Raw genomic sequence first — 23,202 nt, 5'->3', positions numbered from 1 at the left:
AATCATCATGGAACGCATCACCATCGACGTCGTCTCGGATGTCGTCTGCCCCTGGTGCTATCTCGGCAAGGCGCGGCTGGAGCTCGCCATTGCCGAAGTGCAGGACGAGATCGGCGTCGACATCAACTGGCGGCCGTACCGGCTCAATCCCGACTATCCCAAGGAAGGCGTCGACCAGAAGAAGGCGCTAGCTCAGAAGCTCGGCGGCGAGGAGCGCGTGGCGCAGGCCCACAAGATCCTGACCGATTACGGCCGCGAGGTCGGCATTGCCTTCGATTTCGAGGCGATCAAAATCGGCCCGAACACGCTCGACGCCCACCGGGTGATTCACTGGGCGATGATCGAAGGCCGCGAAAAACAGGACAAGGTCGTTGCCGCGTTGTTCAAGGCGAATTTCGAGGAAGGCCGCAATGTCGGCGACCACGCGGTGCTGCTCGATATAGCCGAACAGGCCGGCCTCGACCGCTCGGTCATCGCCTCGCTGCTTGCCTCCGATGCCGACAGCAACCTTATCGTCGCCGAAATCACCGCGGCACAGGAAATGGGCGTCAACGGCGTGCCGTTTTTCATCTTCGACCAGCAATATGCCGTCAGCGGCGCCCAGACGCCTGATGTGCTCGCGAACGCGCTGCGCGATATCGCCAAGGCGAAGGCCGAGGCGCGATCAGGGCTCAACTGAGGCTATCGATGCGAATCGAGATCGAACAGCCGCGACAGAGTTGGGTCGAGGATTTCGCAGCGCTCAAGCGCGCTATCATGCGCGCAGCCCCTGCCGGAGCCTATCTGCATCATATCGGCTCGACGGCCATTCCCGGCCTTCCCGCCAAGGACATCATCGATCTTCAGCTGACCGTGAATGATCTGGCCGACATCGATGTCGACGCGTTCGAACAGGCCGGTTTCGAGCGCAGACCAATCTTTGTCGACCACTGCCCTCCGGGAGTTGAACTTGCGGAAGGCGAATTGCGCAAGGCCTTCTATCGCAGCAGAGGACGCCCCGCCAATCTGCATATCCGGCAAAGAGGCCGTTTCAATCAGCGCTACTCCCTGCTCTGCCGAGACTTCCTGCACGCCCATCCGACGGCGGCCAACGCCTATGCCCTGATCAAGCAGCGGCTCGCTCAACGCTTTCCCGACGACATCGATTTCTACTACGACATCAAGGACCCGGTGTTCGACATCATCATGGATGGCGCCAATGAATGGGCAAAGCTGATTGGCTGGTCGGAGCCACCGGGCGACTGAAGCTGCGGCTTTAACTCAACCCAGAACCGGAATGCAGCGCACTTCGGTCTTCACCGAATTGGCGATGAAACATTTGTCGTGGGCGCGATGATGCAGAGCTTCGAGCTCGCTCAGAGAAGGCTGCTTTTCACCACTGAAGACGACATATGGCTTCAGTGTCACCACAGTCATGGCGACACGGCCCTCGGCATTCTTCTCCATGACGCCCTCGGCGGCATCGGTGTAGCTGTCGACGCAAAAGCCCTGTTTGGCGGCAATCGACAAGAACCAGAGCATGTGACAGCTCGAAAGCGAGGCAACGAAAGCTTCCTCCGGATCGACGGCGTCTTCGGCCGAATAGGGCAGCGGAACGACATGCGAGGACGAGGATGCCCTCACTTCGATGCCGCCGTCGAAGGTCCAGCGGTGGGCGCGGCTGTAGCGGTTGTTGGTGAAGGTCTCGCCGCCGCGTTGCCAGGCGATCGTCGCGCCATATGTCGCCATCTCAATCTCCCTCTGTTTACTTCGCCATCTCGGCCAGTTGCGTCATGATAACGGCAGCACCCTGCAGGCGTTTTTCTGGCGTCGGCAGGTCGCGGGTCAGGAAGAGGCTGTGATCGGGGCGGATCTTCGCCATCGTGCCCTGTTTGCCGATGTAACCGACGAGGTTTGCCGGGTTGGGAAATTCCTTGTTGCGGAATTGCACGACCACGCCCTTCGGACCGGCGTCGAGCTTTTCGACATTGGCGGTGCGGCAAAGCGACTTGATGTAGACGATCTTCAGGAGATGCTGGACTTCGATCGGCATCGGCCCGAAGCGGTCGATCATCTCGGCGCCGAAGCCGTCGATCTCCTTGAGTTCGGTGATTTCGCCGAGACGGCGATAGAGCGCCATGCGCAGATGCAGGTCGGGCACATAGTTCTCGGGAATCATCACGGTCGTGCCGACCGAGATTTGCGGCGACCAGCCGGTATCGTGGATTTCGTCGACACCCTTGACCTCGGCGACCGCCTCTTCCAGCATCTGCTGATAAAGCTCGAAGCCGACCTCCTTGATGTGGCCGGACTGCTCCTCGCCGAGCAGGTTGCCGGCGCCGCGGATATCGAGGTCGTGGCTTGCCAGCTGAAAGCCGGCGCCGAGCGTATCGAGCGACTGCAGTACCTTCAGCCGGCGGTCGGCCGTCGCCGTCAGCACCTTGTTGACCGGCAGGGTGAAGAGCGCGAAGGCGCGCACCTTGGAGCGGCCGACCCGGCCGCGCAACTGGTAGAGCTGGGCAAGACCGAACATATCGGCGCGGTGGACGATCAGCGTGTTGGCCGTGGGTACATCAAGGCCTGATTCGACGATGGTGGTCGAGAGCAGCACGTCATAGCGGCCTTCATAGAAGGCGTTCATGATGTCTTCCAATTCGCCGGCCGGCATCTGGCCATGGGCAACGGCGACCTTCAGTTCCGGTACGTCGGACTGCAGGAAGGCATTGATATCGGCAAGGTCGGAAAGCCGCGGGCAGACATAGAAGCTCTGGCCGCCCCGATAGTGCTCGCGCATCAGTGTCTCGCGGATGACCAGACTGTCGAAGGGCGAGATGAAGGTGCGCACCGCCATACGGTCGACCGGCGGGGTGGTGATCAGCGACAACTCGCGCACCCCGGTCATGGCAAGCTGCAGCGTGCGCGGGATTGGCGTCGCCGACAGCGTCAGCACGTGCACGTCGCTCTTCAGCTCCTTAAGCCGCTCCTTGTGCTTGACGCCGAAATGCTGCTCCTCGTCGATGACGAGCAGGCCGAGATTGGCGAATTTAATGCCGGCGCCGAGCAGCGCATGGGTGCCTACGACGATATCGGTCTTGCCCTCAGCCACTTCCTTCTTGGTCAGCGCCAGTTCCTTCGACCCGACAAGGCGAGAGGCCTGCTGGACACGCACCGGCAGACCGCGGAAACGCTCGGAAAAGGTTTTGAAATGCTGGCGGGCGAGCAACGTCGTCGGCACGACGACGGCGACCTGGACGCCGTTCATCGCCGCGACGAAGGCAGCGCGCAGGGCCACTTCGGTCTTGCCGAAACCGACATCGCCGCAGACGAGGCGGTCCATCGGCCGGCCGGCGCCGAGGTCGGAGCGCACGGCGTCGATGGCATTGTCCTGGTCTTCGGTCTCGTCATAAGGGAAGCGGGCGGAAAACTCGTCGTAAAGGCCGTCCGGCGTCGTCAGAACAGGCGCGTGTCGCGTCAGACGCTCGGCGGCGATGCGGATCAGCGCGTCCGCCATATCGAGCAACCGCTTCTTGAGCTTGGCCTTGCGCATCTGCCAGGCGCCGCCGCCGAGCTTGTCGAGCTGAGCCTCGGTGCCCTCGCCGCCGTAGCGGGAGAGAAGATCGATATTTTCGACCGGCAGGAAGAGCTTGGCCTCATCGGCATATTGCAGTTCGAGGCAGGCATGCGGGGCGCCTGCCGCCTCGATGGTCTTGAGTCCGATAAAGCGGCCGATGCCGTGTTCGGCATGGACGACGATCGAGCCTTCGTCGAGGCCCGCGACCTCGGAGATGAAATCGGCGGCGCGCTTGCGGCGCTTGGAGCGCCGCACCATGCGGTCGCCGAGAATATCCTGTTCGCCGATGACGACGAGATCACCGGCCTCGAAACCGGATTCGAGATTGAGCACGGCGGCAGCGGCCTCGCCTTTGCCCAGCGCACCGAGATCCTTCAGCGCCTCGACCGGCTTCACCCTTTCCAGGCCATGCTCGTTCAGCACCTGCAGCAGCCGCTCCAGCGAGCCCTCGGTCCAGGCGGTGACCAGCACTTTCGCCCCGCCGGCGCGGCGGTCGGCAATATGCTTGACGACGACGTCGAAGATATTGACGCGCTCGGCATCGCCGCCGCCTTCGGCATTCGAGCGTGCCCAGCGCTGGCCCTGCCGGGCTTCGATATTGACGACCCGCCTCGTCTCGCCCTCAATTTCGTTGAAGGGACTGATGCGGATCGCGCCGAGCGAGTCGAGAGTCTTGGCGAAAAGCTTGCTGTCCAGGTAGAGCTGCCCCGGCGCCACCGGCTTGTAGGGCGTGCCCTGCGCCATCTGGCCCTTGGCCGGCTGGCCGGAATTCAGGCGGGCGTCGAAATAATCGAGGACGAGCTTGGAGCGTTCCTCCGCCGCTTCCCGCACCGTATGGTCGGAGACGACTCGGAAACCGCTGAGATAATCGAAAACGGTATCGAGCTTCTCGTAGAAGAGCGGCAGCCAATGCTCCATGCCGGGATAACGCCGGCCTTCGGAAACGGCGAGATAAAGCGCGTCGTCGCGCGTCGTCGCGCCGAAAGCCGAGAGATAGTTCTTGCGGAAGCGGCTGATCGTATCCGGGGTCAGCGTCACCTCGCTCATCGGGTTGAGATCGAGGGAACGCACCTGGCCGGTCGTGCGCTGGCTGGCCGGATCGAAGCTGCGGATACTCTCCAGCGTATCGCCGAAGAAGTCGAGGCGCACCGGCTCTTCCGAACCCGGCACGAAGACATCGAGGATGCCGCCGCGCACGGCATATTCGCCGACCTCGCGCACGGTCGCGACGCGGTCGAAGCCGTTGCGCTCCAGGCGTCCGGCGAGATCATCCATGCGCAGCTGGTTGCCGGGACGGGCCGAAAAGCTGAGGCTCTCGATCACATCCTGCGGCGCCACCTTCTGCAGCATTGCATTGGCGGTGACGAGCACGATCGCGGCATGCGGCTTTTTTCGGTGGGCAATCAGGCCGCCGAGTGCGGCAAGCCGGCGGGCCGAGGTATCGGCACTCGGCGAGACGCGGTCATAGGGCAGACAGTCCCAGGCCGGCAGGGTGAGAACCGGAATGTCGGGGGCGACGAAGCCGAGCATCTGCTCGAGATCGGCCATGCGGTGGCCGTCGGACATGACATAAGCGACCGGTTCCCCCGCGCGGGCGAGCTCGGCGAGCAGCAGCGGTTCGAGGCCAGCAGGCACATTGCCGATCGTCAGCGGCTCGGCAATGGCCGCAAGCTTCTTCGCATCGAAACCAGGGATCATTCCGGCGTCCTGAGGGGCTTGTCGAAATCGGGCGTGTAGGCGGCAAGGCGGGAGAACATCGGTGTTTGGAAACGCTCAGGCACCGGCCAGGTTCCCATGATCCAGCGGACCAGGTCGTTGTCCTCTTCGGCCATGATCGTCTCGAACTCGTCGAGTTCGGCTTCCGAAAGCGTCGCGATCTCGGCTTCCGCGAACTGGCCGAAGACCAGGTCCATCTCGCGAATGCCGCGATGCCAGCAACGGAAAAGAATCCGGCGGCGGCGCGGGTCGAGACCGGCACTCGTGAGCGTGACACCTGTCATGGCATTACCTTCCTGTTGATGCGCCTCTATAGACCCTGGAAAGCGGCTTGTCAGCCTTGCCAAGGCCGCATTCTTCATCGCATTTTGGCCGCATGCGCCCCGCCATTCTCGATCCGCTGTTTTCTCCTATTTCGGGCCTTCCGGGCGTCGGCCCGAAGATCGCCGAACTGCTGGTCAAGCTGCTCGGACGCGAGGCGCCGGAGGATTGCCGGGTCATCGACCTTTTGTTTCACGCCCCCTTCTCGCTGATCGACCGCCGCAACCAGCCGGGGATCGCCCGGGCGCCGCAGGGCGCGATCGTCACCATCACCGCACGTGTCGATCGGCATCAGGTGCCGCCGCGGGGCAAAAGCAATGTGCCCTACCGCGTGTTCCTGCACGACGAGACCGGCGAGCTGACGCTGGTCTTCTTCCGCGGCCAGGCTGCATGGCTGGAAAAGCAGCTGCCTATTGACACCGAGGTGACGGTCAGCGGCAAGATCGACTGGTTCAACGGCCGCGCCTCGATGGTGCATCCCGACTATATCGTCAAAGCGGAGGAGGCGGAGAGCCTGCCGCTCGTCGAGCCGATCTATCCGCTGACGGCCGGGCTTTCGCCAAAAACGCTGCGCAAGATCATCGACGCCGCCTTGCCGCGCTTTCCGGAGATGCCGGAATGGATCGACCTCACGCTGACGCAGAAGCAGGGCTTGCCGTCGATCCGTGACAGCTTCCATATGCTGCACGAACCGCGCGATCCCGCCGATATCGATCCGCAGGCCCCTGCCCGCCGGCGGCTCGCCTATGACGAATTCCTGGCCGGCCAGCTGTCGCTCAGCCTGGTGCGCCAGAGGCTTCGCAAGGTGGCGGGCCAGCCGGTGCATGCGACCGGTGCGGTCAGCAGCAAGATCGTGAAGGCGTTGCCCTTCTCGCTCACATCAAGCCAGAACGATGCGATCGCCGAAATCCTGAAGGACATGGCCGGTCACGAGCGGATGCTGCGGCTGCTGCAGGGCGATGTCGGCTCCGGCAAGACGCTGGTGGCGCTGATGGCGATGGCGGCGGTGATCGAGAGCGGCGGCCAGGCCGTGCTGATGGCGCCGACCGAAATCCTGGCGCGGCAGCACCACGCGACCATCTCGAAATTCGCCGCCTCCGCCGGCCTCGGCATCGAGGTGCTGACCGGGCGCACCAAAGGACGCGAGCGGGAGGACATCCTGGAGCGCATCGCCTCAGGCGAAGCGCAGATCATCATCGGCACGCATGCACTGTTCCAGGAGAGCGTCAGTTACGCAAACCTGATGCTCGCAGTCGTAGACGAGCAGCACCGTTTCGGCGTTCACCAGCGCCTGCGGCTGACGGCCAAGGGTACCTCGCCGCACATGCTCGTCATGACGGCGACGCCGATCCCGCGCACGCTGGTACTTGCCGCCTTCGGCGACATGGACGTTTCCAAACTCACCGAGAAGCCGGCCGGCCGAAAGCCGATCCAGACGATCACCGTGCCGATGGAACGAACGAGCGAAATCGTCGGGCGGCTGCAGGGCGCGATCGCCGAAGGGAAGAAAGCCTACTGGATCTGCCCGCTGGTCGAAGAATCCGAAGAGCTCGACCTGATGTCGGCGGAAGAGCGGCATGCGACGCTCGTCTCCGCACTCGGTCCCGATATCGGCCTCATCCATGGCCGCATGAGCGGCGCGGAGAAGGATGCGGCGATGATGGCGTTCAAGAACGGCGAGACCCGCCTTCTCGTCGCCACCACCGTCGTCGAGGTCGGCGTCGACGTGCCGGATGCGACGATCATGGTGATCGAACATGCCGAGCGTTTCGGCTTGGCTCAGCTGCATCAGCTGCGCGGCCGCGTCGGGCGTGGCGACGAGGCCTCGACCTGCATCCTGCTTTACAAAGGGCCGCTCGGCGAGACCGGTCACGCCAGACTGTCGATCATGCGGGAGACCGAAGATGGTTTCCGCATTGCCGAGGAAGACCTGAAGCTGCGCGGCGAAGGCGAATTGCTCGGCACCCGTCAATCCGGCACGCCGGGCTTCCGCATCGCCAGCCTCGAGGCGCATGCCGATCTGCTCGAGATCGCCCGCAAGGATGCGGCCTATCTGATCGAGCGCGATCCGGAACTGACCAGCGAAAGAGGACAAGCGATCCGCACCCTGCTCTATCTCTTCCGCCGCGATGAGGCGATCCGTTTCCTGAGGGCGGGTTAATCGGCCTTGGAAATCGCCACTGGCTTCGGCCGCGGCAGATGCTTCGGTTTCGGCTCAGGCGGAGGGGTTCCAGGCGCCACGAGACCGCCCGAAATCAGGAACTTGGCGGCGTCTTCCGGCGACATGTCGAGCACGACGATCTTCTCGCGCGGTACGAAGACGAGGAAACCGGCGGTCGGCACCGGCGTCGGCGGCAGGAAGACAGCGACCATATCCTGACCCATCGCATTAAACTTAGACGCGATTTCGCCCTTGGCGTCGGTGGCGACGAAGACCAGCGCCCAGAGGCCGGGACTTGGATATTCGATGAGGCCAACTTTTTTGAAGGAGTTCGACTGCTCCTTCAGCACCGTTTCGAAAATCTGCTTCACGCTTCTGTAGATCGTGCGCACCAGCGGCATGCGCTGGACGACCGATTCGCCGAAACCGACGATGCTCTGGCCGATGAGGTTCTTGCCGAGAAAGCCGACGACGGTGATCAGCACGACGGCAGTCAGCAGGCCGAAACCGGGAATAGCGAAATTAAGATAGCTTTCCGGATTCCAGCGCGCCGGGATATACGGTCTGACCCAGCTGTCCGACCAGTGGATGAAGGTCCAGGTCAGCCAGATGGTAATCGCAATCGGCGCGCAGATGATCAGGCCTGCGAGAAAATTGTTCCTCAGCCGGGTCGCTACCGGCATTCTGGGGGCGTTGTCGGCCATCGTTTCCTGATGAACTCCATCTCAGTCCTGGACGGGCCGGAACGCCGGCCCTTCCCCCTTGTCCATATGGTAAAATTGCCAGAATTCCAGGCGCCGCACAATATGTTTCGGCGCCGGATTCCGACCTTGCCGGCTTACTCCACAGTCACGGATTTCGCCAGATTGCGGGGCTGATCGACGTCGGTGCCCATGAAGACGGCGGTGTGATAGGCGAGCAGCTGGATCGGCAGCGAGAAGATCATCGGCGCGATGATTTCATCGACAACAGGCAAGGTGATGGTTGCCATGGTCGGTAGTTTCGAGGCCGCCGCACCGGCTTCATCGGTGATGAAAATGATGCGGCCGCCGCGGGCTGCGACCTCCTGCATATTGGAGACGGTCTTTTCGAAGAAGCGGTCGTAGGGGGCAATGACGATAACCGGCATGTTCTCGTCGATCAGTGCGATCGGCCCGTGCTTCAACTCACCGGCGGCATAGCCTTCGGCGTGAATATAGGAAATTTCCTTGAGCTTCAGCGCCCCTTCCATGGCGAGCGGGAAGCTGGTGCCGCGGCCGAGATAGAGCACATCCCTGCATTTCGACAGTTCGCGCGACAGGCTTTCCATCTGCGGCTGGATGAGGTTCAGCACCCGGCTCATGATGCGCGGCATCTCGGCGAGATGGCGCACCAGCGCCCTCTCCTCCTCGATACTCACCGTGCCGCGCGCCTTGCCGGCGCCGATCGCCAGCGACGCCAGCACGGCGAGCTGGCAAGTAAAAGCCTTGGTCGAGGCGACGCCGATTTCGGGACCGGCCATGATCGGGAAGACCGCGTCGGATTCGCGGGCGATCGTCGATTCGCGAACATTGACGACGGCGCCGATCTTCAATCCGTTGTCGCGGCAGTAGCGCAGCGATGCCAGCGTATCGGCGGTCTCGCCGGACTGGGAGATGAAGAGTGCGGCCTGTGATGGCGAGAGCGGCATTTCGCGGTAGCGGAATTCGGAGGCGACGTCGATCTCAACGGGCAGCCGGGCATACCGCTCGAACCAGTATTTGCCGACAAGGCCGGCGAGATAGGCGGTGCCGCAAGCCGAAATCGCCAAGCCGCTCACTGCCTTGAAATCGATTGCGGCGGCATTGGCGCCGATCGTGTTCTCGGCGAAGTCGACGTAGTGGCTGAGCGCGTGGGAGATCACCTCCGGCTGCTCGTAGATTTCCTTTTCCATGAAATGGCGGTGATTGCCCTTGTCGACGACATAGGCGGTCGCCTGCGAGATCTGGCGGGCGCGTTTGACCGGCTTTCCGGCAAAGTCGAGCACGGCAACGCTGTCGCGCGTGATGACGGCGCAATCGCCATCGGCCAGGTAGGTGATCTCGTTGGTGAAGGGCGAAAGCGCGATCGCGTCCGAGCCGAGGAACATCTCGCCGCGGCCATAGCCGACGGCAAGCGGCGGGCCGGAACGAGCGGCCATGATCGTGCCGGGATCGGCCTTGAGCATGACCGCCAGTGCATAGGCGCCGGTCACCCGGTTCAGCATCTTCAGCATGGCGGCGCGCGGCTCCAGGCCTTCGCGCAGATATTTCGCCATCAACTGGGCGACGACCTCGGTATCGGTCTGGGTTTCGAAAATCGCGCCCGCTTCGCTCAATTCGTCGCGAAGCTCGGAGAAGTTTTCAATGATGCCGTTATGAACGACGGCCACGCCTTCAACGAAATGCGGATGGGCATTGGTCTCGTTCGGCACGCCGTGTGTTGCCCAGCGCGTATGGGCAATACCGACTGTGCCGGGCAACGGCTCGGCGTCGAGGCGCTTTTCCAAATTGAAGAGCTTGCCCTCGGCGCGGCGGCGATCCATCACGCCCTCGTGGATGGTGGCGACACCGGCAGAATCATAGCCGCGATATTCCAGGCGCTTCAGCGCATCGACCAGGCGCCCGGCAACTGGCTGAGTTCCGACGATCCCCACAATTCCGCACATGCAATATCCCCATGAGCCTCTGACAACGAGGCCAGTCCTAACGATTTTCGCTTATTTCTCAATCGCCTCGGCGGTCACTTTCAATTTCCGCCGGTTACGGAAAGCGGCCTCAAGCCTTGGCCTTTTTTGCCGCTTTGATGGCGAGCGCGCGCTCGCGCAACAGCGTCGCGCGGCCGGGCTTGATCTCCTGACGGGCGCGTCCGAGCGCCAGCGCATCGGCCGGCACGTCGACGGTGATGACGCTGCCGGAGGCGATATAGGCGCCGTCGCCGATCGTCACCGGCGCGACCAGCGAGGAGTTGGAGCCGATGAAGGCGTTTTCGCCGATAACCGTTTCGCTCTTGTTGACCCCGTCATAATTGCAGGTGATCGTGCCGGCGCCGATATTGCTGCCGGCACCCACAACCGCATCGCCGATATAGGTGAGATGGTTGACCTTGGCGCCCTCGCCGATCCGGCCGTTCTTGACCTCGCAGAAATTGCCGACCTTCGATCCGTTGGCGAGATCGGCACCCGGCCGCAACCGCGCAAAGGGGCCGACGGTGGCGCCTTCGCTGACATGGGCCCCTTCGATATGCGAGAAGGCATGAATGATGGCGCCGCTTTCGATCACCGCGCCGGGGCCGAAGACGACGTTCGGCTCGATCAGCGCATCCTGGCCGATGACGGTGTCATAGGAGAGGAACACCGTTTCCGGCGCAATCATCGTAACGCCTGATAACATCATCTCGCGGCGGCGACGTTCCTGCCAGAAGCGTTCGATGACGGCGAGTTCGGCACGGTTGTTGCAGCCGGTCATCTCGATCTCAGGCGCGTCGACGGCAGTGACGCGGCCGCCGAGCGAACGGGCGATCTCGACGAGATCGGTGAGATAGAATTCGCCCTTGGCATTGGCGTTGCCGATGCGTGAGAGAAGATCGAGCGCCTTGCGGCCGTTGATCGCCATCAGTCCGCTGTTGCACCAGGTCACAGCGCGTTCGGCGTCGGTGGCGTCCTTCTCCTCTCGGATGGCTATGAGTTCGCCGTCCTTGACGAGCAGCCGGCCATAGCCGGTCGGCCGATCGGTATGGAACCCGATGACGACCACGTCGCTGCCTTCGGCGAGTCCCTGGCGGGCGGCCTTGAGCGGCCCGTCGGTCTGCAGCGGCACGTCGCCATAGGTAACGAGGATGTCGTCATAGCCCCTGGCGATGGCCTCGCGCGCTGCCAGCACCGCATGGCCGGTGCCGAGGCGTTCCTGCTGCAGATAGGCTTCGATGCCGACGCCGCCGATGCTTGCGGCCTTTGCCACCTCCTCGGCATTGCGGCCGACGACGAGGGCGACGGAGGAGATGCCGGCAGAGGCGACCGCCTCGACCACATGGGCGATCATCGGACGGCCGGCGACCGGATGCAGCACCTTCGATTTTGAGGATTTCATCCGCGTGCTGTCACCGGCGGCAAGGATGACGGCAAGACAAGTACGTTCCATGATCTGCTCCGCGAATCCGCGCAATGAGGCGGCTTTTCTGCCTCATACTGCATAATCCTGAAATCGGAAATCCATTTCAGGGTTAGATTGCGGGCGAAATCGGTCCCAGAACAACAGGGGAGCCGTGGGCCGCGAAGGCCTCGTGCACGTGATCGCGGCCGTCCACGATGACGACTTCCATCGCACGCCGCGCGGCGGCGCTGTCGCCGGAAACGATGGCATCGACGATGCGCATATGGGTATCGGCGATATTGGCGAATCCATTTTCCGAGGGCGGCGTGCTGATGCGGAACATGCCGACCAGGGCCGCTTCGATGAGGCTGCCGAGGGTGCGCATGAAGGGATTGTGCGAGGCTTCGGCAATTGCCAGGTGGAAGCGCAGGTCGGCGAGCGCCAGGCTGTCGGCCGTATGTCCGCTTGCCGCCATCTCCTGCGCCAGTTCGCGCAGCGTCTCGATTTCCTCGGCACTGGCGCGCTCGGCGACCAGGCCGGCGGCGAAGGGTTCGACGGCAAGGCGGATATCGTAAAGCTGCAGCAGGAATTCTTCGGTCACGCCATTGTCGAAGTGCCAGGCGATGATTTCGCTGTCGAACATGTTCCAGAGATTCTTCTCGGTCACCCGCGTGCCGACTCGCGCCTTGGCGACGACCATGCCCTTGGCGGCGAGCGTCTTCATCGTTTCACGCAAGACTGTGCGCGATACCTTGAAGCGCTGCGCCAGTTCCGTATCGCCCGGCAGGATCGAACCGACCGGATAGGTGCCGGCGACAATCGCCTTGCCGAGCTCGTCGACCACCTGTGCATGGCTCGTCCGGGTTCGGCGCCCTGTCTTGCGTGTCTCGATGAATTTGTTGCGCAAAGGACCCGCCCCCCTCAGGCATACCTCTTGTTCAGGCTGGAAAGGAACAGGATCGCCTTCTGCATCAGGATGAATGCAAACAGCAGCAGGCCGATCAGAATCTTCGTCCACCAGCTCGACAGCGTGCCGTCGAAGGTGATGTAGGTCTGAATGAGCCCCTGGATCAGAATACCGATCAAGGTTCCCGCCACGAATCCCGCTCCTCCGGTCAGCAGCGTCCCCCCAATGACCACCGCAGCGATGGCGTCAAGTTCGACGCCGACTGCCGCAAGAGAATATCCGGCAGATGTGTACAGCGAAAAAACGATTCCGGATAGACCGGCGAGAAAACCCGACAGCGCGTAGATCTGGATCGTCGTGCGGCCAACCGGCACGCCCATCAGCCGCGCCGTCTGAGGCCCGCCGCCGAGAGCATAAACATTGGTGCCGAAGCGGGTGCGGTGGGCGATGAAGATACCGGCGGCAAAGACCAGAAGCATGACGGCGCCGATCAGCGTCAGCCGTCCGCCTCCGGGCAGCCGCCAATAGAGGCTCGTCAGCGTCGAATAATAGTCGTGGTTGATCGGAATGCTGTCGATCGAGAGCACGAAGGCGATGCCGCGCGCCAGGAACATGCCGGCAAGCGTTACGATGAAGGCCGGCATTTCAAGGTAATGGATGATCGCGCCCATGACGGCGCCGAAGGCGGTGGTGATGACGAGAACGAGCGCGAAAGCAAGAAGAGGATGGATCGAGGTGTTCTGCAGGATCACCGCGAGGAAGACGCCGGTGAAGGCGATGACCGAACCGATCGACAGGTCGATGCCGCCGGAGATGATGACGAAGGTCATGCCGACGGCGGCGATGCCGAGAAAGGCGTTATCGGTCAGAAGATTGCCGATGACGCGCGTCGACAACATGTTCGGATATTGCAGCGTGCAGCCGGCATAGGCGAGCACGAAGATGACGATGGTCGCAAGCAGCGGCAGATATTTGGAGTTCATTTCGGCTACTCCCTTCCGCTCTGCCGGCGGCTGGCGAAGATGGCGAGCGATTGCACCGCCGGCGACTGAATGACGAGGATCACGATGATGATGACCGCCTTGATGATCAGGTTGAACTCAGGCGGAAATCCGGAGGACAGGATGCCGGTGTTGACCGCCTGGATGATCATCGCGCCGATCAGCGACCCGACAATACTGAATCTTCCGCCGAGCAGCGAGTTGCCGCCGACGACGACGGCGAGGATGGCATCGAGCTCCAGCCAGAGACCGGCATTGTTGGCATCGGCACCCTTGATGTCGGCCGCGACGATGATGCCCGCGATCGAGGCGCAGAGCCCGCTCAGCATATAGACGGCCATCAGCAGCACCGGCGTTTGAATGCCGGAGAGCGTGCTGGCGCGACGGTTGATGCCGACTGCCTCGAGCAGCATGCCGAGCGCCGTGCGGCGAACGAGCAGGATGACGAGCAGGCCGACGAGCAGCCAGATGACAACCGGCATCGGCAGGAGCGCCAGGGAGCCGCTGCCGAAGAAGATCAGGCCGTCATCGTTGAACGTCAGGATCGCGCCTTCGGTGATGAGCTGGGCGATGCCGCGGCCGGCGACCATCAGCACCAGCGTGGCGATGATCGGCTGGATGTTGAGGATCGCCACCAGGAAACCGTTCCAGACACCGCAGGCAAGCCCGATCATCAACGTCAGGAGAATTGTGTAAGCGACTGAATATCCGGACACGATCGACGATGCAGCGACGGCGCCGCAAATGGCGATGACCGCGCCGACAGAGAGGTCGATGCCCTTGGTGGCAATCACAAGCGTCATGCCGATCGCCAACAAAGCCACCGGCGCGCCGCGATTGAGCACGTCGATCAGGCTGCCATAGAGGCGTCCGTTTTGAACAACGACATTAAAAAACTGCGGCGACGTTATGAAATTCAACAGAAGAATGACAACGAGAGCGATCAATTGCGGCGCCAGGCGATAGGCCAGCGCATAGCGGGAGGACTTCATGCATCCTCCTTCTTGTGCTCGGCGGCGGCGATGGCATCGACGATACCGGCTGCGGTGATGCGCTCGCCCGTGAGTTCGGCGATATGCTGCCTGTCGCGAAGTACGATGACGCGTGAACTATAGGCGACAAGCTCTTCAAGTTCCGATGAAATTACGATCAATGACATGCCTTCGGCGCAGAGCTGTTCGATGAGCCGGATGATCTCCGCATGGGCGCCGACATCGATGCCGCGGGTTGGCTCATCGAGGATGAGAAACTTGGGATTGGTTGCCAGCCAACGGGCGAGGATGGCCTTCTGCTGGTTGCCGCCGGAGAGCAGCCGGATCGGCTTTTCACGGTCGGTGGTGCGGATGTCGAGCGCCTTGATATAGCGGTCGGCGAGCGCATTCTGCTCGGCGCGCGACAGCGGCCGGGTCCAGCCGCGGCGGGCCTGCAGCGCCAGCGCGATGTTTTCCCGGATCGACAGGTCGCCGACGATGCCGTCAGTCTTGCGGTCCTCGGGGCAGAAGCCGAAACCCTTTCCGATTGCAGCGCGCGGGCTGGAAAGGGTGACCGGCTGACCGTCGATCGTCGCACTGCCGCTATCGGCATGTTCGACGCCGAAGAGCAATTCGGCGGTTTCGGTGCGCCCGGATCCGAGCAGACCGGCCACGCCCACCACCTCGCCTGCGCGGACATCGAGATCGAAGGGCTTGACCTTGCCACGTTTGCCGTAGCCGGAAAAACGGTAGCGGACCTCGCCGGCTGCAATGCTGCGTTCCCCGACCGTCTCTTCGGCCTGGGCCAGTTCGCGGCCGAGCATCATGGCGATCAGGCCCTGGCGCGGCAGCTCGGCCGCGTCGCGGGTGCCGACGAGCTTACCGTTGCGCAGCACAGTGATGCGGTCGCTGATCGCATAAACCTGCTCGAGAAAATGGGTGATGAAGACGATGCCGAGCCCGCGCTTCTTCAGGTCCTCAATGATCCGGAAGAGCAGCGCCACTTCCTGGTTGTCGAGGCTCGCCGTCGGCTCGTCCAATATCAGCACCTTGCCGGAGAGATCGACGGCACGGGCGATGGCGACCACCTGCTGGACGGCGACGGAGAAACGGGCAAGTTCGGCGGTGACGTCAATATCGATGCCGTAGCCGGTGAGCAGTTCGCGCGCCTTGCGATTCATCGCGCGCACGTCGGTCATACCGAAACGCCTCGGCTGGCGTCCGAGAAAGAGGTTTTCGGCGACACTCAAGTTGGTGAGGAGGTTGACCTCCTGATAGACGGTGCCGATGCCGAGTTTCTGGGCGGCGAGCGTGTTGGCCGGATTGATTTCCTGGCCGTCGAGCACCAGGCTGCCGCCGTCGCGATGATAGGCGCCGGTGATGCACTTGATCAGCGTCGATTTTCCGGCGCCGTTCTCGCCGAGAAGCGCATGAACCTCACCGCGGCGCAGCGTGAAATCAACCTTATCAAGGGCGACGGCGCCGGGGAAAAACTTGGATATGGCCGAGGCTGCGAGAATATTCTCGTTATTGTGAACCATGAGGGCTGCTGTGTCCTGATATTGCACCGTGCGCCCGCGCCAAGACCGGGCTGACGCCCGATCCGGCACCGGCAGTTCCGCACCGGCCCATTATGGGCCAGTGCGGTTCCAGGTTCAAATCAGTAGCCCTGGCCCTTCTTCTCTTCGTAGACCTTCATCGGCTCGTCGGCCGGCGTATAGAGCTTCGACTCGGTCTGGATCCACTTCGGCGGGGCCTTCTTGTCCTTCAGGTAGGCTTCGAGGGCATCGAAGGCTGGGCCGGCCATGTTCGGCGTCAGCTCGACGGTGGCATTGGACTCGCCTTCGGACATCGCCTTGAAGATATCCGGAACGGCGTCGATGGAGACGACGAGGATATCTTTGCCGGGCTTCAGGCCGGCTTCCTTGATCGCCTGGATGGCGCCGACGGCCATGTCGTCGTTATGAGCATAAAGCGCGCAAATATCCTTGCCGCCGTTCTCGGCCTTCAGGAAGCTTTCCATGACTTCCTTGCCCTTGGTGCGGGTGAAGTCACCGGTCTGGCTGCGGACGATCTTGAGGTTGTCGTGGCCGGCAAGAGCTTCTTCGAAGCCCTTCTTGCGGGCGATCGCCGGCGACGAGCCGGTCGTGCCCTGCAGTTCGACGACGTTGCACTTCTTATCGCCGACGGTCTTGACCAGGAAGTCGCCTGCGACCTTGCCTTCATGAACGAGGTCCGACGTAACAGCGGTCAGGTAGAGATCGTCGGGAGCCTTGATGGTGCGGTCGAGAAGGATGACCGGGATCTTGGCTTCCTTGGCTTCCTTCAGAACGTCGTCCCAGCCGGTTTCAACAACCGGAGCGATCAGAATGGCATCAACGCCCTGAGCAATGAAGGAGCGCAAAGCCTTGATCTGGTTTTCCTGCTTCTGCTGCGCGTCGGCAAACTTCAGATCGATGCCGCGCTTCTTGGCCTGTTCTTTGGTGACAGTGGTTTCAGCCGCACGCCAGCCCGATTCCGAGCCGATCTGCGAGAAGCCGACCGTCAAGCCACCGGCCGAAGCCGAACCGAACATGCAGGCAGCCAGAACCGTGGCACTCAAAAGTGCAGTCTTCAATTTCATGATATCCTCCCAATGCCGCTCCTTCGCGGCGCAGGGTCAAAAAATCATATAGTATTACTTTTGGCAATCACTTTTTTTAGCGTTGAGAAGAAAAAAGGGCGCCCGCCGGGACGCCCTTGGAAGTTGCAAAAAGCCTTGGGAATTATTGCGCCGGCAGCTTGTCGTCGACACCTTCGACATAGAAGTTCATGCCGAGCAGCGTGGCGTCATCTGCCTTCTCGCCTGCCTTCAGCCAGGGCGTTCCGTCCTGCTTGTTGATCGGGCCGGTATAGGGATGCAACTCGCCCGACTTGATCTTGGCTTCGGTTTCCTCGGCCATCTTTTTCACATCGTCAGGCATGTTCGTGTAGGGCGCCATCTTCAGGATGCCGTCCTTCAGGCCATCCCAGCTTTGTTCGGACTTCCAGGTGCCGTCGAGAAGGGCGTGAACGCGTTTGGAATAGTAGGTGCCCCAGGTGTCGACGATCGCCGTCAGCTGCGCCTTCGGGCCGGCTGCGATCATGTCGGACGCCTGACCGAAGGCATGGATGCCGCGTTCTTCGGCAACCTGCATCGGCGCAGTCGTATCGGTGTGCTGCGTCAGCACGTCGACACCCTGGTCGATCATCGCCTTGGCCGCATCGGCTTCCTTGCCGGGGTCGAACCAGGTATTGACCCAGATGACCTTCAGCTTGAAGCTCGGGTCGATCGACCGAGCGCCCTGCTCGAAGGAGTTGATGCCCATCACCACTTCGGGGATCGGGAAGGAAGCGATGTAGGCAGCGCCGTGATTCTTCGAGGTCTTGGCTGCGATCTGGCCGAGGATATAGCGGCCTTCATAGAATCGCGAATTGTAGGTCGCGAGATTCGGGCCGGTCTTGTAGCCCGTGCCGTGCTCGAACTTGACCTTCGGGAACTTGGCGGCGACCTTCACCGTCGCGTCCATGAAGCCGAAGGACGTGGTGAAGATCAGCTTGCAGCCGGAGCGGGCCAGACGCTCGATGGCGCGCTCGGCATCCGGGCCTTCCGGGACATTTTCGAGATAGGGCGTTTCGATCTTGTCGCCGAATTCGGCCTGGACCTGCTGGCGGCCGAGATCGTGGGCCTGCGAATAACCGCCATCGGTGTGCGAGCCGACATAGACGAAGCAGACCTTCGTCTTGTCCGCGGCCTGAGCGGCGGATGAAATGCCGATCACGGCGGCAGCCGAGGCGGCGAGTGCGAATGCGAACTTCTTCATGGTTACCCCTGTTGGTTTGAAGTTATTGCGGAACCCGTCTTTGATCTTGTTGCTTTATCGCTCCGGCACGAAGGCTTTTCCGAGCGACGCGGGCGTGTTGATCAACGTCGTGCGCCGATTATGAGAAATGATGATGAGAACCACAATAGTCGCGGCATAGGGCAGCATCGAAAGGAACTGCGCGGGAATGCCGAGACCGAAGGCCTGCGCGTGCAGCTGCAGGATGGTGACCGCGCCGAAGAGGTACCCGCCGGCAAAAACCCGCCATGGCCGCCAGGAGGCGAAAACGACAAGCGCCAGGGTGATCCAGCCGCGGCCAGCCGACATATTCTCCGCCCATTGCGGCGTGTAGACGAGCGAGAGCTGCGCGCCGGCAAGACCGGCGCAGGCGCCACCGAACATCACCGCTAGGTAGCGCGTGCGGATGACACCGATGCCGAGCGCATGGGCCGAAGTATGACTGTCGCCGATCGCTCTCAGTTTCAGCCCGGCCCGGCTGTGGAACAGGAACCAGCTGACGCCGATCACGAGCGCAATCGACAGGTAGAAGATCAGATCCTGCCTGAACAGAACATGGCCGATCACAGGGATATCCGACAGGACGGGAATGACGATCTCGTCGAGGCGAATGCCGGGAACGCTGACATAGGGCTCACCGAGCATGCCGGATGCACCGAGGCCGAGAAGGGTGAGCGCCAGTCCCGTCGCCACCTGATTGGCCACCAGCGTCAGCGTCAGGAAAGCAAACAGCAGCGAGAACAGCGCGCCGGCCGCTATGCCGCAGATGATCCCGACATAGGGCGAGCCCGACGCTTGCGCGCCGGCAAAAGCGGCGACCGCGCCCATGATCATCATGCCTTCGACGCCGAGATTGAGAACGCCGGAGCGCTCCGCTACCAGTTCGCCGAGCGCGGCGATGACGAGCGGCGTCGAGGCGGTGATGACCGTCAGCAGAATGGCTTCGAAGATGCTCATGCCCCCACACCCCTGATCCGCGACCAGACGATGCGGATTTTGTAGTAGATCAGCGTATCGCAGGAGAGCACGAAGAAGAGCAGCAGGCCCTGGAAAACGCGGGTGACCTTGTCGGAGACGCCGAGCGACAGCTGCGCCGCCTCGCCGCCGAGATAGGTCAGCGCCAGCACCAGGCCGGATGCGATGATGCCGAGCGGATTGAGCCGGCCGAGGAAGGCGACGATGATGGCGGTGAAGCCGTAGCCCGGCGAGATGGCGGGCTGCAGGTGGCCGATCGAACCGGAGACCTCAGAGATTCCGGCAAGGCCGGCAAGCGCGCCCGAGAAGAGGAAACTAAACCAGATCATCTTCTTCGACGAGAAGCCGGCAAAGCGCCCTGCCCGCTCCGACTGGCCGAGGACGACGACCTCGAAACCTATCAACGTAAAGCGCAGCATGAACCAGACGCCGATCGCCGCGATGATGGCGAAGATGAAGGCCCAATGAGCGCGGCCCGATTCTTCCCAGATCGCCGGCAGCACCGCCTCCGGCGCGAAATCGCGCGAAACAGGAAAGTTGAATCCCTTCGGATCGCGCCAGGCGCCCCGGACCAGCCAGTCGAGGAAAAGCTGGGCGACATAGACCAGCATCAGCGACGTCAGGATCTCATTCGTGTTGAAATGCGCCTTCAACAGCGCCGGAATGGCGGCAAAAAGCGCGCCGCCGAGCGCGCCGAGCAGCAGCATCAACGGCAGGACGAGAGGCGAATGCCAGTCGTAGAAGACGATCGGCAGATAGGAGCCGGTGATGGCGCCGATGGTGAACTGCCCCTCGGCGCCGATGTTCCAATTGTTCGAGCGGTAACTGACGGCAAGGCCGACGGCGATCAGGATCAGCGGTGCTGCCTTGATCGCCAGCTCGTGCAGCGACCAGACCTCGAGCAGCGGCTCGACGAAGAAGGCGTCCAGCGCCTCGACCGGATCCTTGCCGAGTATAGAAAACATGATGGCGCCGAAGGCGAGCGTCAGGGCAAGCGCCAGGAGCGGCGAGACGAAAGCAAAGAGCTTCGAGACGTCGGGACGTTTTTCCAGTTCAATGCGCATGGGCAGTCTCCGCGGCAGAACTGCCTTCATGCAGGCCGCCCATCAGCAGGCCGATCATTTCGCGGGTCAGTTCGCCGGCCGGATAGGGCCGGGAAAGGCGCCCCTCGGAGATGACGGCGATATCGGTTGCCACTTCGAAGATTTCGTCGAGGTCCTGGCTGATGACGACGACGGCGGAGCCGGCCTTTGCAAGATCGACGAGCGCCTGGCGAATGCGGCTTGCCGCCCCCGCATCGACGCCCCAGGTCGGCTGGTTGACGACGAGCACGGCCGGCTGGCGGTCGAGCTCGCGGCCGACGATGAATTTCTGCAGATTGCCGCCGGAGAGCGAGCCGGCGGCGGGATCGTCACCGCTCTTGCGGACGTCCATCGCTTCGGAAATGCGCCGCGCCGCAGACTTGACCGCGCCCTGCCTGATGATGCCGAGCGCGCCCAGAAAGGCTTTGCGATCCGACTGGCTGCGGGCCAGCACCAGATTGTCGGACAGCTTCATGGTGGAAACGGCAGCGTGCCCGTGCCGCTCCTCCGGCACGAAACCGGCGCCAAGCAGGCGACGCGCGGTAATGCCCTGAGTGCCCACCGGCTTCTTGCGGATGATGATCGCTTCGGCTGAGGCAACCGGATACTCGCCCGACAGCGCGTCGAACAACTCGCTCTGGCCGTTGCCAGCGACCCCGGCAATCGCGAGGATTTCGCCCGCACGCACCGTCATGGAGACGTCGCGCAGCGGCATGGCAAAGGGCGTACGCGGGGAAACCGACAGGTTCGAAACGGCAAGCTGCACCTCGCCCCTGTCGCTGCGCTCGGGATGGGTGACCGTCGCCACTTCGCTGCCGACCATCATGCGGGCGAGCGAGGCCGGCGTTTCCTGCCTGGGATCGCAGGCGCCGGTCACCCGGCCATGGCGCAGCACGGTGGCGCGATCGCAGATGCGCTGCACCTCCTCCAGACGGTGGCTGATATAGAGAACCGAGCGCCCCTCGGCGCGCAACTTGAACAGCGTCTCGAACAGCCTGTCGGCCTCCTGCGGCGTCAGCACCGAAGTCGGCTCGTCGAGAATGATCAGCTTAGGGTTCTGCAGCAGCGCCCGGACGATCTCGATGCGCTGGCGCTCTCCGACCGAGAGATCGGCGACATGGGCATGCGGATCGAGCGGCAGGCCGTAGGTGACCGACAGCGCCCTCGCCTCCTCGGCGATACGGTCGATCGGGATGGCGTCATCGAGCGACAGCGCGATGTTTTCGGCCACCGTGAGGGCCTCGAACAGTGAGAAGTGCTGGAAGACCATGCCGATGCCGTGCTTGCGGGCTTCTCCCGGCGAGGCGATGACGACGGGACTGCCTTCCCAAAGGATCTGCCCGTGCGTCGGCTCGAGAACACCGAACAGCATCTTGACCAAGGTGGACTTGCCTGCGCCATTTTCGCCGAGAAGCGCATGAATCTCGCCCGGCGCTATGTCGAGATCGATGTCATTGCAGGCGGCAAAGCCACCGAAGAACTTCGTCAGCTTCTGGACGGATAACAACGCACCGGGATCCGGCACATTCAATGCAGACACGTTCCCCTCATTTCTTCTGCCAACCGGTCCGTTCGGATCTCATGGAATCAGCAGCGTCGTTCCTGTCGTTTTTCTTGCTTCCAGATCCGCGTGAGCCTGCCCAACCTCACGCAGCGGATAGGTTTGGTTGACATTGATACGCACTTTGTTGCTTTGCACAACATCAAATAGCGCCTTTGCACTATCGTCCAATTCCTGACGCGTGGCGATATAGGTGAAGAGCGTCGGGCGCGTCGCAAAGAGCGACCCTTTCTGGGCCAGCATGGCGAGGGTGAAATTCTCGATCGGCCCGGAAGATTGGCCGAAGGAGGCAAAAAGGCCGCGCGTCTTCAGACAATCGAGCGACTGTGGAAAAGTATCGCGACCGATCGAATCATAGACGACATCGACACCCTTGCCGCCCGTTATCTCGCGGACGCGGCCGACGAAATCCTCGCTCTTATAGTTGATCACATGGTCGTAGCCGTGGGCGAGTGCCAGCTCGACCTTCTCCTTGGATCCAGCCGTGCCGATGACCGTGGCGCCGAGCGCCTTCGCCCACTGGCCCGCGATCAGACCGACTCCGCCGGCTGCGGCATGGAACAGAAGGACGGTCTGAGGGCCGACCTTGAAGGTGCGGTTCAAGAGATATTCGGCGGTCATGCCTTTCAGCATCATCGCTGCCGCCGTTTCGAGCTCGATGCCGTCAGGCACATGCACCAGATGGCGTGCCTCGATATTGCGCTCGGCGCTATAGGCGCCGTCGGCGCTGGCATAGGCGACCCGGTCGCCCGGTCTGAAATCGGTAACATCGGGGCCCACTGCCGTGACGGTACCGGCGCCCTCCTTGCCGGTGACAAAGGGAAGGTGCGGCACCTTATAGGAGCCGTTGCGGAAGTAGACATCGATGAAGTTGAGGCCGATCGCCGCCTGCCGGATCTGCACCTCGCCCGCCGCCGGTGGCGGAAGATCGATCTCGACATAGTCGAAAACATCAGGTCCGCCCGTCTGCGAGAATGAAACCGCATGCGTCTTCGTCATGTTGCCTGTC

The 23,202-nt window shown here is 62.4% G+C and carries 19 protein-coding genes; 3 read left to right on the top strand and 16 right to left on the bottom strand.

Annotated elements, in window-relative coordinates; all coding sequences use genetic code 11:
• Positions 1-7 precede the first annotated feature (7 nt).
• Both QWJ46_RS22365 and QWJ46_RS22360 read left to right on the top strand, forming a co-directional pair.
• Positions 8-679: a DsbA family oxidoreductase gene (locus tag QWJ46_RS22365; protein WP_302753965.1), complete on the top strand. Its 672-nt coding sequence runs from the start codon at positions 8-10 to the stop codon at positions 677-679.
• An 8-nt stretch (positions 680-687) separates the two neighbouring features.
• Positions 688-1,245, top strand: a complete 558-nt coding sequence (locus QWJ46_RS22360) for a GrpB family protein (RefSeq protein WP_302753963.1) — start codon at positions 688-690, stop codon at positions 1,243-1,245.
• A 15-nt stretch (positions 1,246-1,260) separates the two neighbouring features.
• On the opposite strand, the gene QWJ46_RS22355 is transcribed toward QWJ46_RS22360, so the two are convergent.
• Genes QWJ46_RS22355 through QWJ46_RS22345 form a run of 3 tightly spaced genes read right to left on the bottom strand, consistent with a single transcriptional unit; the run spans position 1,261 to position 5,550 of the window.
• Entirely contained in the window at positions 1,261-1,728 is a 468-nt protein-coding gene (locus QWJ46_RS22355; protein WP_302753961.1) for an OsmC family protein, read from the bottom strand.
• 16 nt (positions 1,729-1,744) lie between these two features.
• Positions 1,745-5,248, bottom strand: a complete 3,504-nt coding sequence (mfd, locus tag QWJ46_RS22350; protein WP_302753959.1) for a transcription-repair coupling factor — start codon at positions 5,246-5,248, stop codon at positions 1,745-1,747.
• Positions 5,245-5,550 (bottom strand): succinate dehydrogenase assembly factor 2, encoded by a 306-nt coding sequence (locus QWJ46_RS22345; RefSeq protein ID WP_302753958.1) that lies wholly within the window; start codon positions 5,548-5,550, stop codon positions 5,245-5,247. Before QWJ46_RS22345 ends, mfd begins: the two co-directional genes overlap by 4 nt.
• 92 nt (positions 5,551-5,642) lie before the next feature.
• Between QWJ46_RS22345 and recG the strand changes: the two genes are divergently transcribed.
• Positions 5,643-7,748, top strand: coding sequence for an ATP-dependent DNA helicase RecG (recG, locus tag QWJ46_RS22340; RefSeq protein WP_302753957.1), 2,106 nt, complete (start codon positions 5,643-5,645; stop codon positions 7,746-7,748).
• On the opposite strand, the gene QWJ46_RS22335 is transcribed toward recG, so the two are convergent.
• From QWJ46_RS22335 to QWJ46_RS22275, 13 genes are all read right to left on the bottom strand, one after another.
• The gene (locus tag QWJ46_RS22335; RefSeq protein ID WP_184456703.1) at positions 7,745-8,452 is read right to left on the bottom strand and encodes a DUF502 domain-containing protein; all 708 of its coding nucleotides are present in this window, start codon (positions 8,450-8,452) and stop codon (positions 7,745-7,747) included. The genes recG and QWJ46_RS22335 overlap by 4 nt on opposite strands.
• A 134-nt stretch (positions 8,453-8,586) precedes the next feature.
• On the bottom strand, positions 8,587-10,413 hold the full coding sequence (gene glmS, locus QWJ46_RS22330) for a glutamine--fructose-6-phosphate transaminase (isomerizing) (RefSeq protein ID WP_302753955.1): 1,827 nt from the start codon (positions 10,411-10,413) through the stop codon (positions 8,587-8,589).
• Positions 10,414-10,522: 109 nt separating this feature from the next.
• The gene (gene glmU / locus QWJ46_RS22325; RefSeq protein ID WP_302753953.1) at positions 10,523-11,884 is read right to left on the bottom strand and encodes a bifunctional UDP-N-acetylglucosamine diphosphorylase/glucosamine-1-phosphate N-acetyltransferase GlmU; all 1,362 of its coding nucleotides are present in this window, start codon (positions 11,882-11,884) and stop codon (positions 10,523-10,525) included.
• A gap of 82 nt (positions 11,885-11,966) precedes the next feature.
• The gene (locus QWJ46_RS22320) at positions 11,967-12,743 is read right to left on the bottom strand and encodes a FadR/GntR family transcriptional regulator (protein WP_184456708.1); all 777 of its coding nucleotides are present in this window, start codon (positions 12,741-12,743) and stop codon (positions 11,967-11,969) included.
• A 14-nt stretch (positions 12,744-12,757) separates the two neighbouring features.
• Positions 12,758-13,726 carry a galactofuranose ABC transporter, permease protein YjfF gene (gene yjfF / locus QWJ46_RS22315; RefSeq protein ID WP_302753951.1) on the bottom strand — a complete coding sequence of 323 codons (969 nt, stop codon included), beginning with the start codon at positions 13,724-13,726 and terminating at the stop codon, positions 12,758-12,760.
• A gap of 5 nt (positions 13,727-13,731) precedes the next feature.
• Complete coding sequence (locus QWJ46_RS22310) at positions 13,732-14,736, bottom strand: ABC transporter permease (RefSeq protein WP_302753950.1); 1,005 nt, start codon at positions 14,734-14,736, stop codon at positions 13,732-13,734.
• Entirely contained in the window at positions 14,733-16,256 is a 1,524-nt protein-coding gene (ytfR, locus tag QWJ46_RS22305) for a galactofuranose ABC transporter, ATP-binding protein YtfR (RefSeq protein WP_302753949.1), read from the bottom strand. The genes QWJ46_RS22310 and ytfR overlap by 4 nt, the downstream gene beginning before the upstream one ends.
• A gap of 119 nt (positions 16,257-16,375) precedes the next feature.
• A complete protein-coding gene (gene ytfQ, locus QWJ46_RS22300) occupies positions 16,376-17,338 on the bottom strand; it encodes a galactofuranose ABC transporter, galactofuranose-binding protein YtfQ (protein WP_302753948.1) in 963 nt (320 codons plus the stop codon).
• A gap of 142 nt (positions 17,339-17,480) precedes the next feature.
• On the bottom strand, positions 17,481-18,557 hold the full coding sequence (locus QWJ46_RS22295) for a BMP family ABC transporter substrate-binding protein (protein ID WP_302753946.1): 1,077 nt from the start codon (positions 18,555-18,557) through the stop codon (positions 17,481-17,483).
• Between the two features lie 54 nt (positions 18,558-18,611).
• Positions 18,612-19,532: an ABC transporter permease gene (locus QWJ46_RS22290; RefSeq protein WP_184456718.1), complete on the bottom strand. Its 921-nt coding sequence runs from the start codon at positions 19,530-19,532 to the stop codon at positions 18,612-18,614.
• The gene (locus QWJ46_RS22285; protein ID WP_302753943.1) at positions 19,529-20,614 is read right to left on the bottom strand and encodes an ABC transporter permease; all 1,086 of its coding nucleotides are present in this window, start codon (positions 20,612-20,614) and stop codon (positions 19,529-19,531) included. Before QWJ46_RS22285 ends, QWJ46_RS22290 begins: the two co-directional genes overlap by 4 nt.
• Entirely contained in the window at positions 20,604-22,172 is a 1,569-nt protein-coding gene (locus QWJ46_RS22280) for an ABC transporter ATP-binding protein (RefSeq protein ID WP_302753941.1), read from the bottom strand. Before QWJ46_RS22280 ends, QWJ46_RS22285 begins: the two co-directional genes overlap by 11 nt.
• A gap of 39 nt (positions 22,173-22,211) precedes the next feature.
• Positions 22,212-23,192, bottom strand: a complete 981-nt coding sequence (locus QWJ46_RS22275; RefSeq protein WP_302753939.1) for a quinone oxidoreductase — start codon at positions 23,190-23,192, stop codon at positions 22,212-22,214.
• Positions 23,193-23,202: the final 10 nt, after the last annotated feature.

Origin of the sequence: Rhizobium sp. CBN3 (genome assembly GCF_030518245.1) — a bacterium.
GTDB classification, from domain to species: Bacteria; Pseudomonadota; Alphaproteobacteria; order Rhizobiales; family Rhizobiaceae; genus Rhizobium; species Rhizobium aethiopicum_A.
The sequence above is the reverse complement of the archived record's forward strand: the minus strand, read 5'-3'. Positions and strand labels throughout refer to the sequence as shown.

Bases quoted from the DNA above. Each gene is read 5' to 3' on its own strand.
- ytfQ (WP_302753948.1), bottom strand. From the start codon at position 17,338: ATGAAATTGAAGACTGCACTTTTGAGTGCCACGGTTCTGGCTGCCTGC.
- glmU (WP_302753953.1), bottom strand. From the start codon at position 11,884: ATGGAACGTACTTGTCTTGCCGTCATCCTTGCCGCCGGTGACAGCACG.
- QWJ46_RS22335 (WP_184456703.1), bottom strand. From the start codon at position 8,452: ATGGCCGACAACGCCCCCAGAATGCCGGTAGCGACCCGGCTGAGGAAC.
- QWJ46_RS22310 (WP_302753950.1), bottom strand. From the start codon at position 14,736: ATGAAGTCCTCCCGCTATGCGCTGGCCTATCGCCTGGCGCCGCAATTG.
- QWJ46_RS22275 (WP_302753939.1), bottom strand. From the start codon at position 23,192: ATGACGAAGACGCATGCGGTTTCATTCTCGCAGACGGGCGGACCTGAT.
- QWJ46_RS22365 (WP_302753965.1), top strand. From the start codon at position 8: ATGGAACGCATCACCATCGACGTCGTCTCGGATGTCGTCTGCCCCTGG.
- glmS (WP_302753955.1), bottom strand. From the start codon at position 10,413: ATGTGCGGAATTGTGGGGATCGTCGGAACTCAGCCAGTTGCCGGGCGC.
- QWJ46_RS22285 (WP_302753943.1), bottom strand. From the start codon at position 20,614: ATGCGCATTGAACTGGAAAAACGTCCCGACGTCTCGAAGCTCTTTGCT.
- QWJ46_RS22290 (WP_184456718.1), bottom strand. From the start codon at position 19,532: ATGAGCATCTTCGAAGCCATTCTGCTGACGGTCATCACCGCCTCGACG.
- mfd (WP_302753959.1), bottom strand. From the start codon at position 5,248: ATGATCCCTGGTTTCGATGCGAAGAAGCTTGCGGCCATTGCCGAGCCG.
- QWJ46_RS22295 (WP_302753946.1), bottom strand. From the start codon at position 18,557: ATGAAGAAGTTCGCATTCGCACTCGCCGCCTCGGCTGCCGCCGTGATC.
- recG (WP_302753957.1), top strand. From the start codon at position 5,643: ATGCGCCCCGCCATTCTCGATCCGCTGTTTTCTCCTATTTCGGGCCTT.
- QWJ46_RS22360 (WP_302753963.1), top strand. From the start codon at position 688: ATGCGAATCGAGATCGAACAGCCGCGACAGAGTTGGGTCGAGGATTTC.
- ytfR (WP_302753949.1), bottom strand. From the start codon at position 16,256: ATGGTTCACAATAACGAGAATATTCTCGCAGCCTCGGCCATATCCAAG.
- yjfF (WP_302753951.1), bottom strand. From the start codon at position 13,726: ATGAACTCCAAATATCTGCCGCTGCTTGCGACCATCGTCATCTTCGTG.
- QWJ46_RS22355 (WP_302753961.1), bottom strand. From the start codon at position 1,728: ATGGCGACATATGGCGCGACGATCGCCTGGCAACGCGGCGGCGAGACC.
- QWJ46_RS22345 (WP_302753958.1), bottom strand. From the start codon at position 5,550: ATGACAGGTGTCACGCTCACGAGTGCCGGTCTCGACCCGCGCCGCCGC.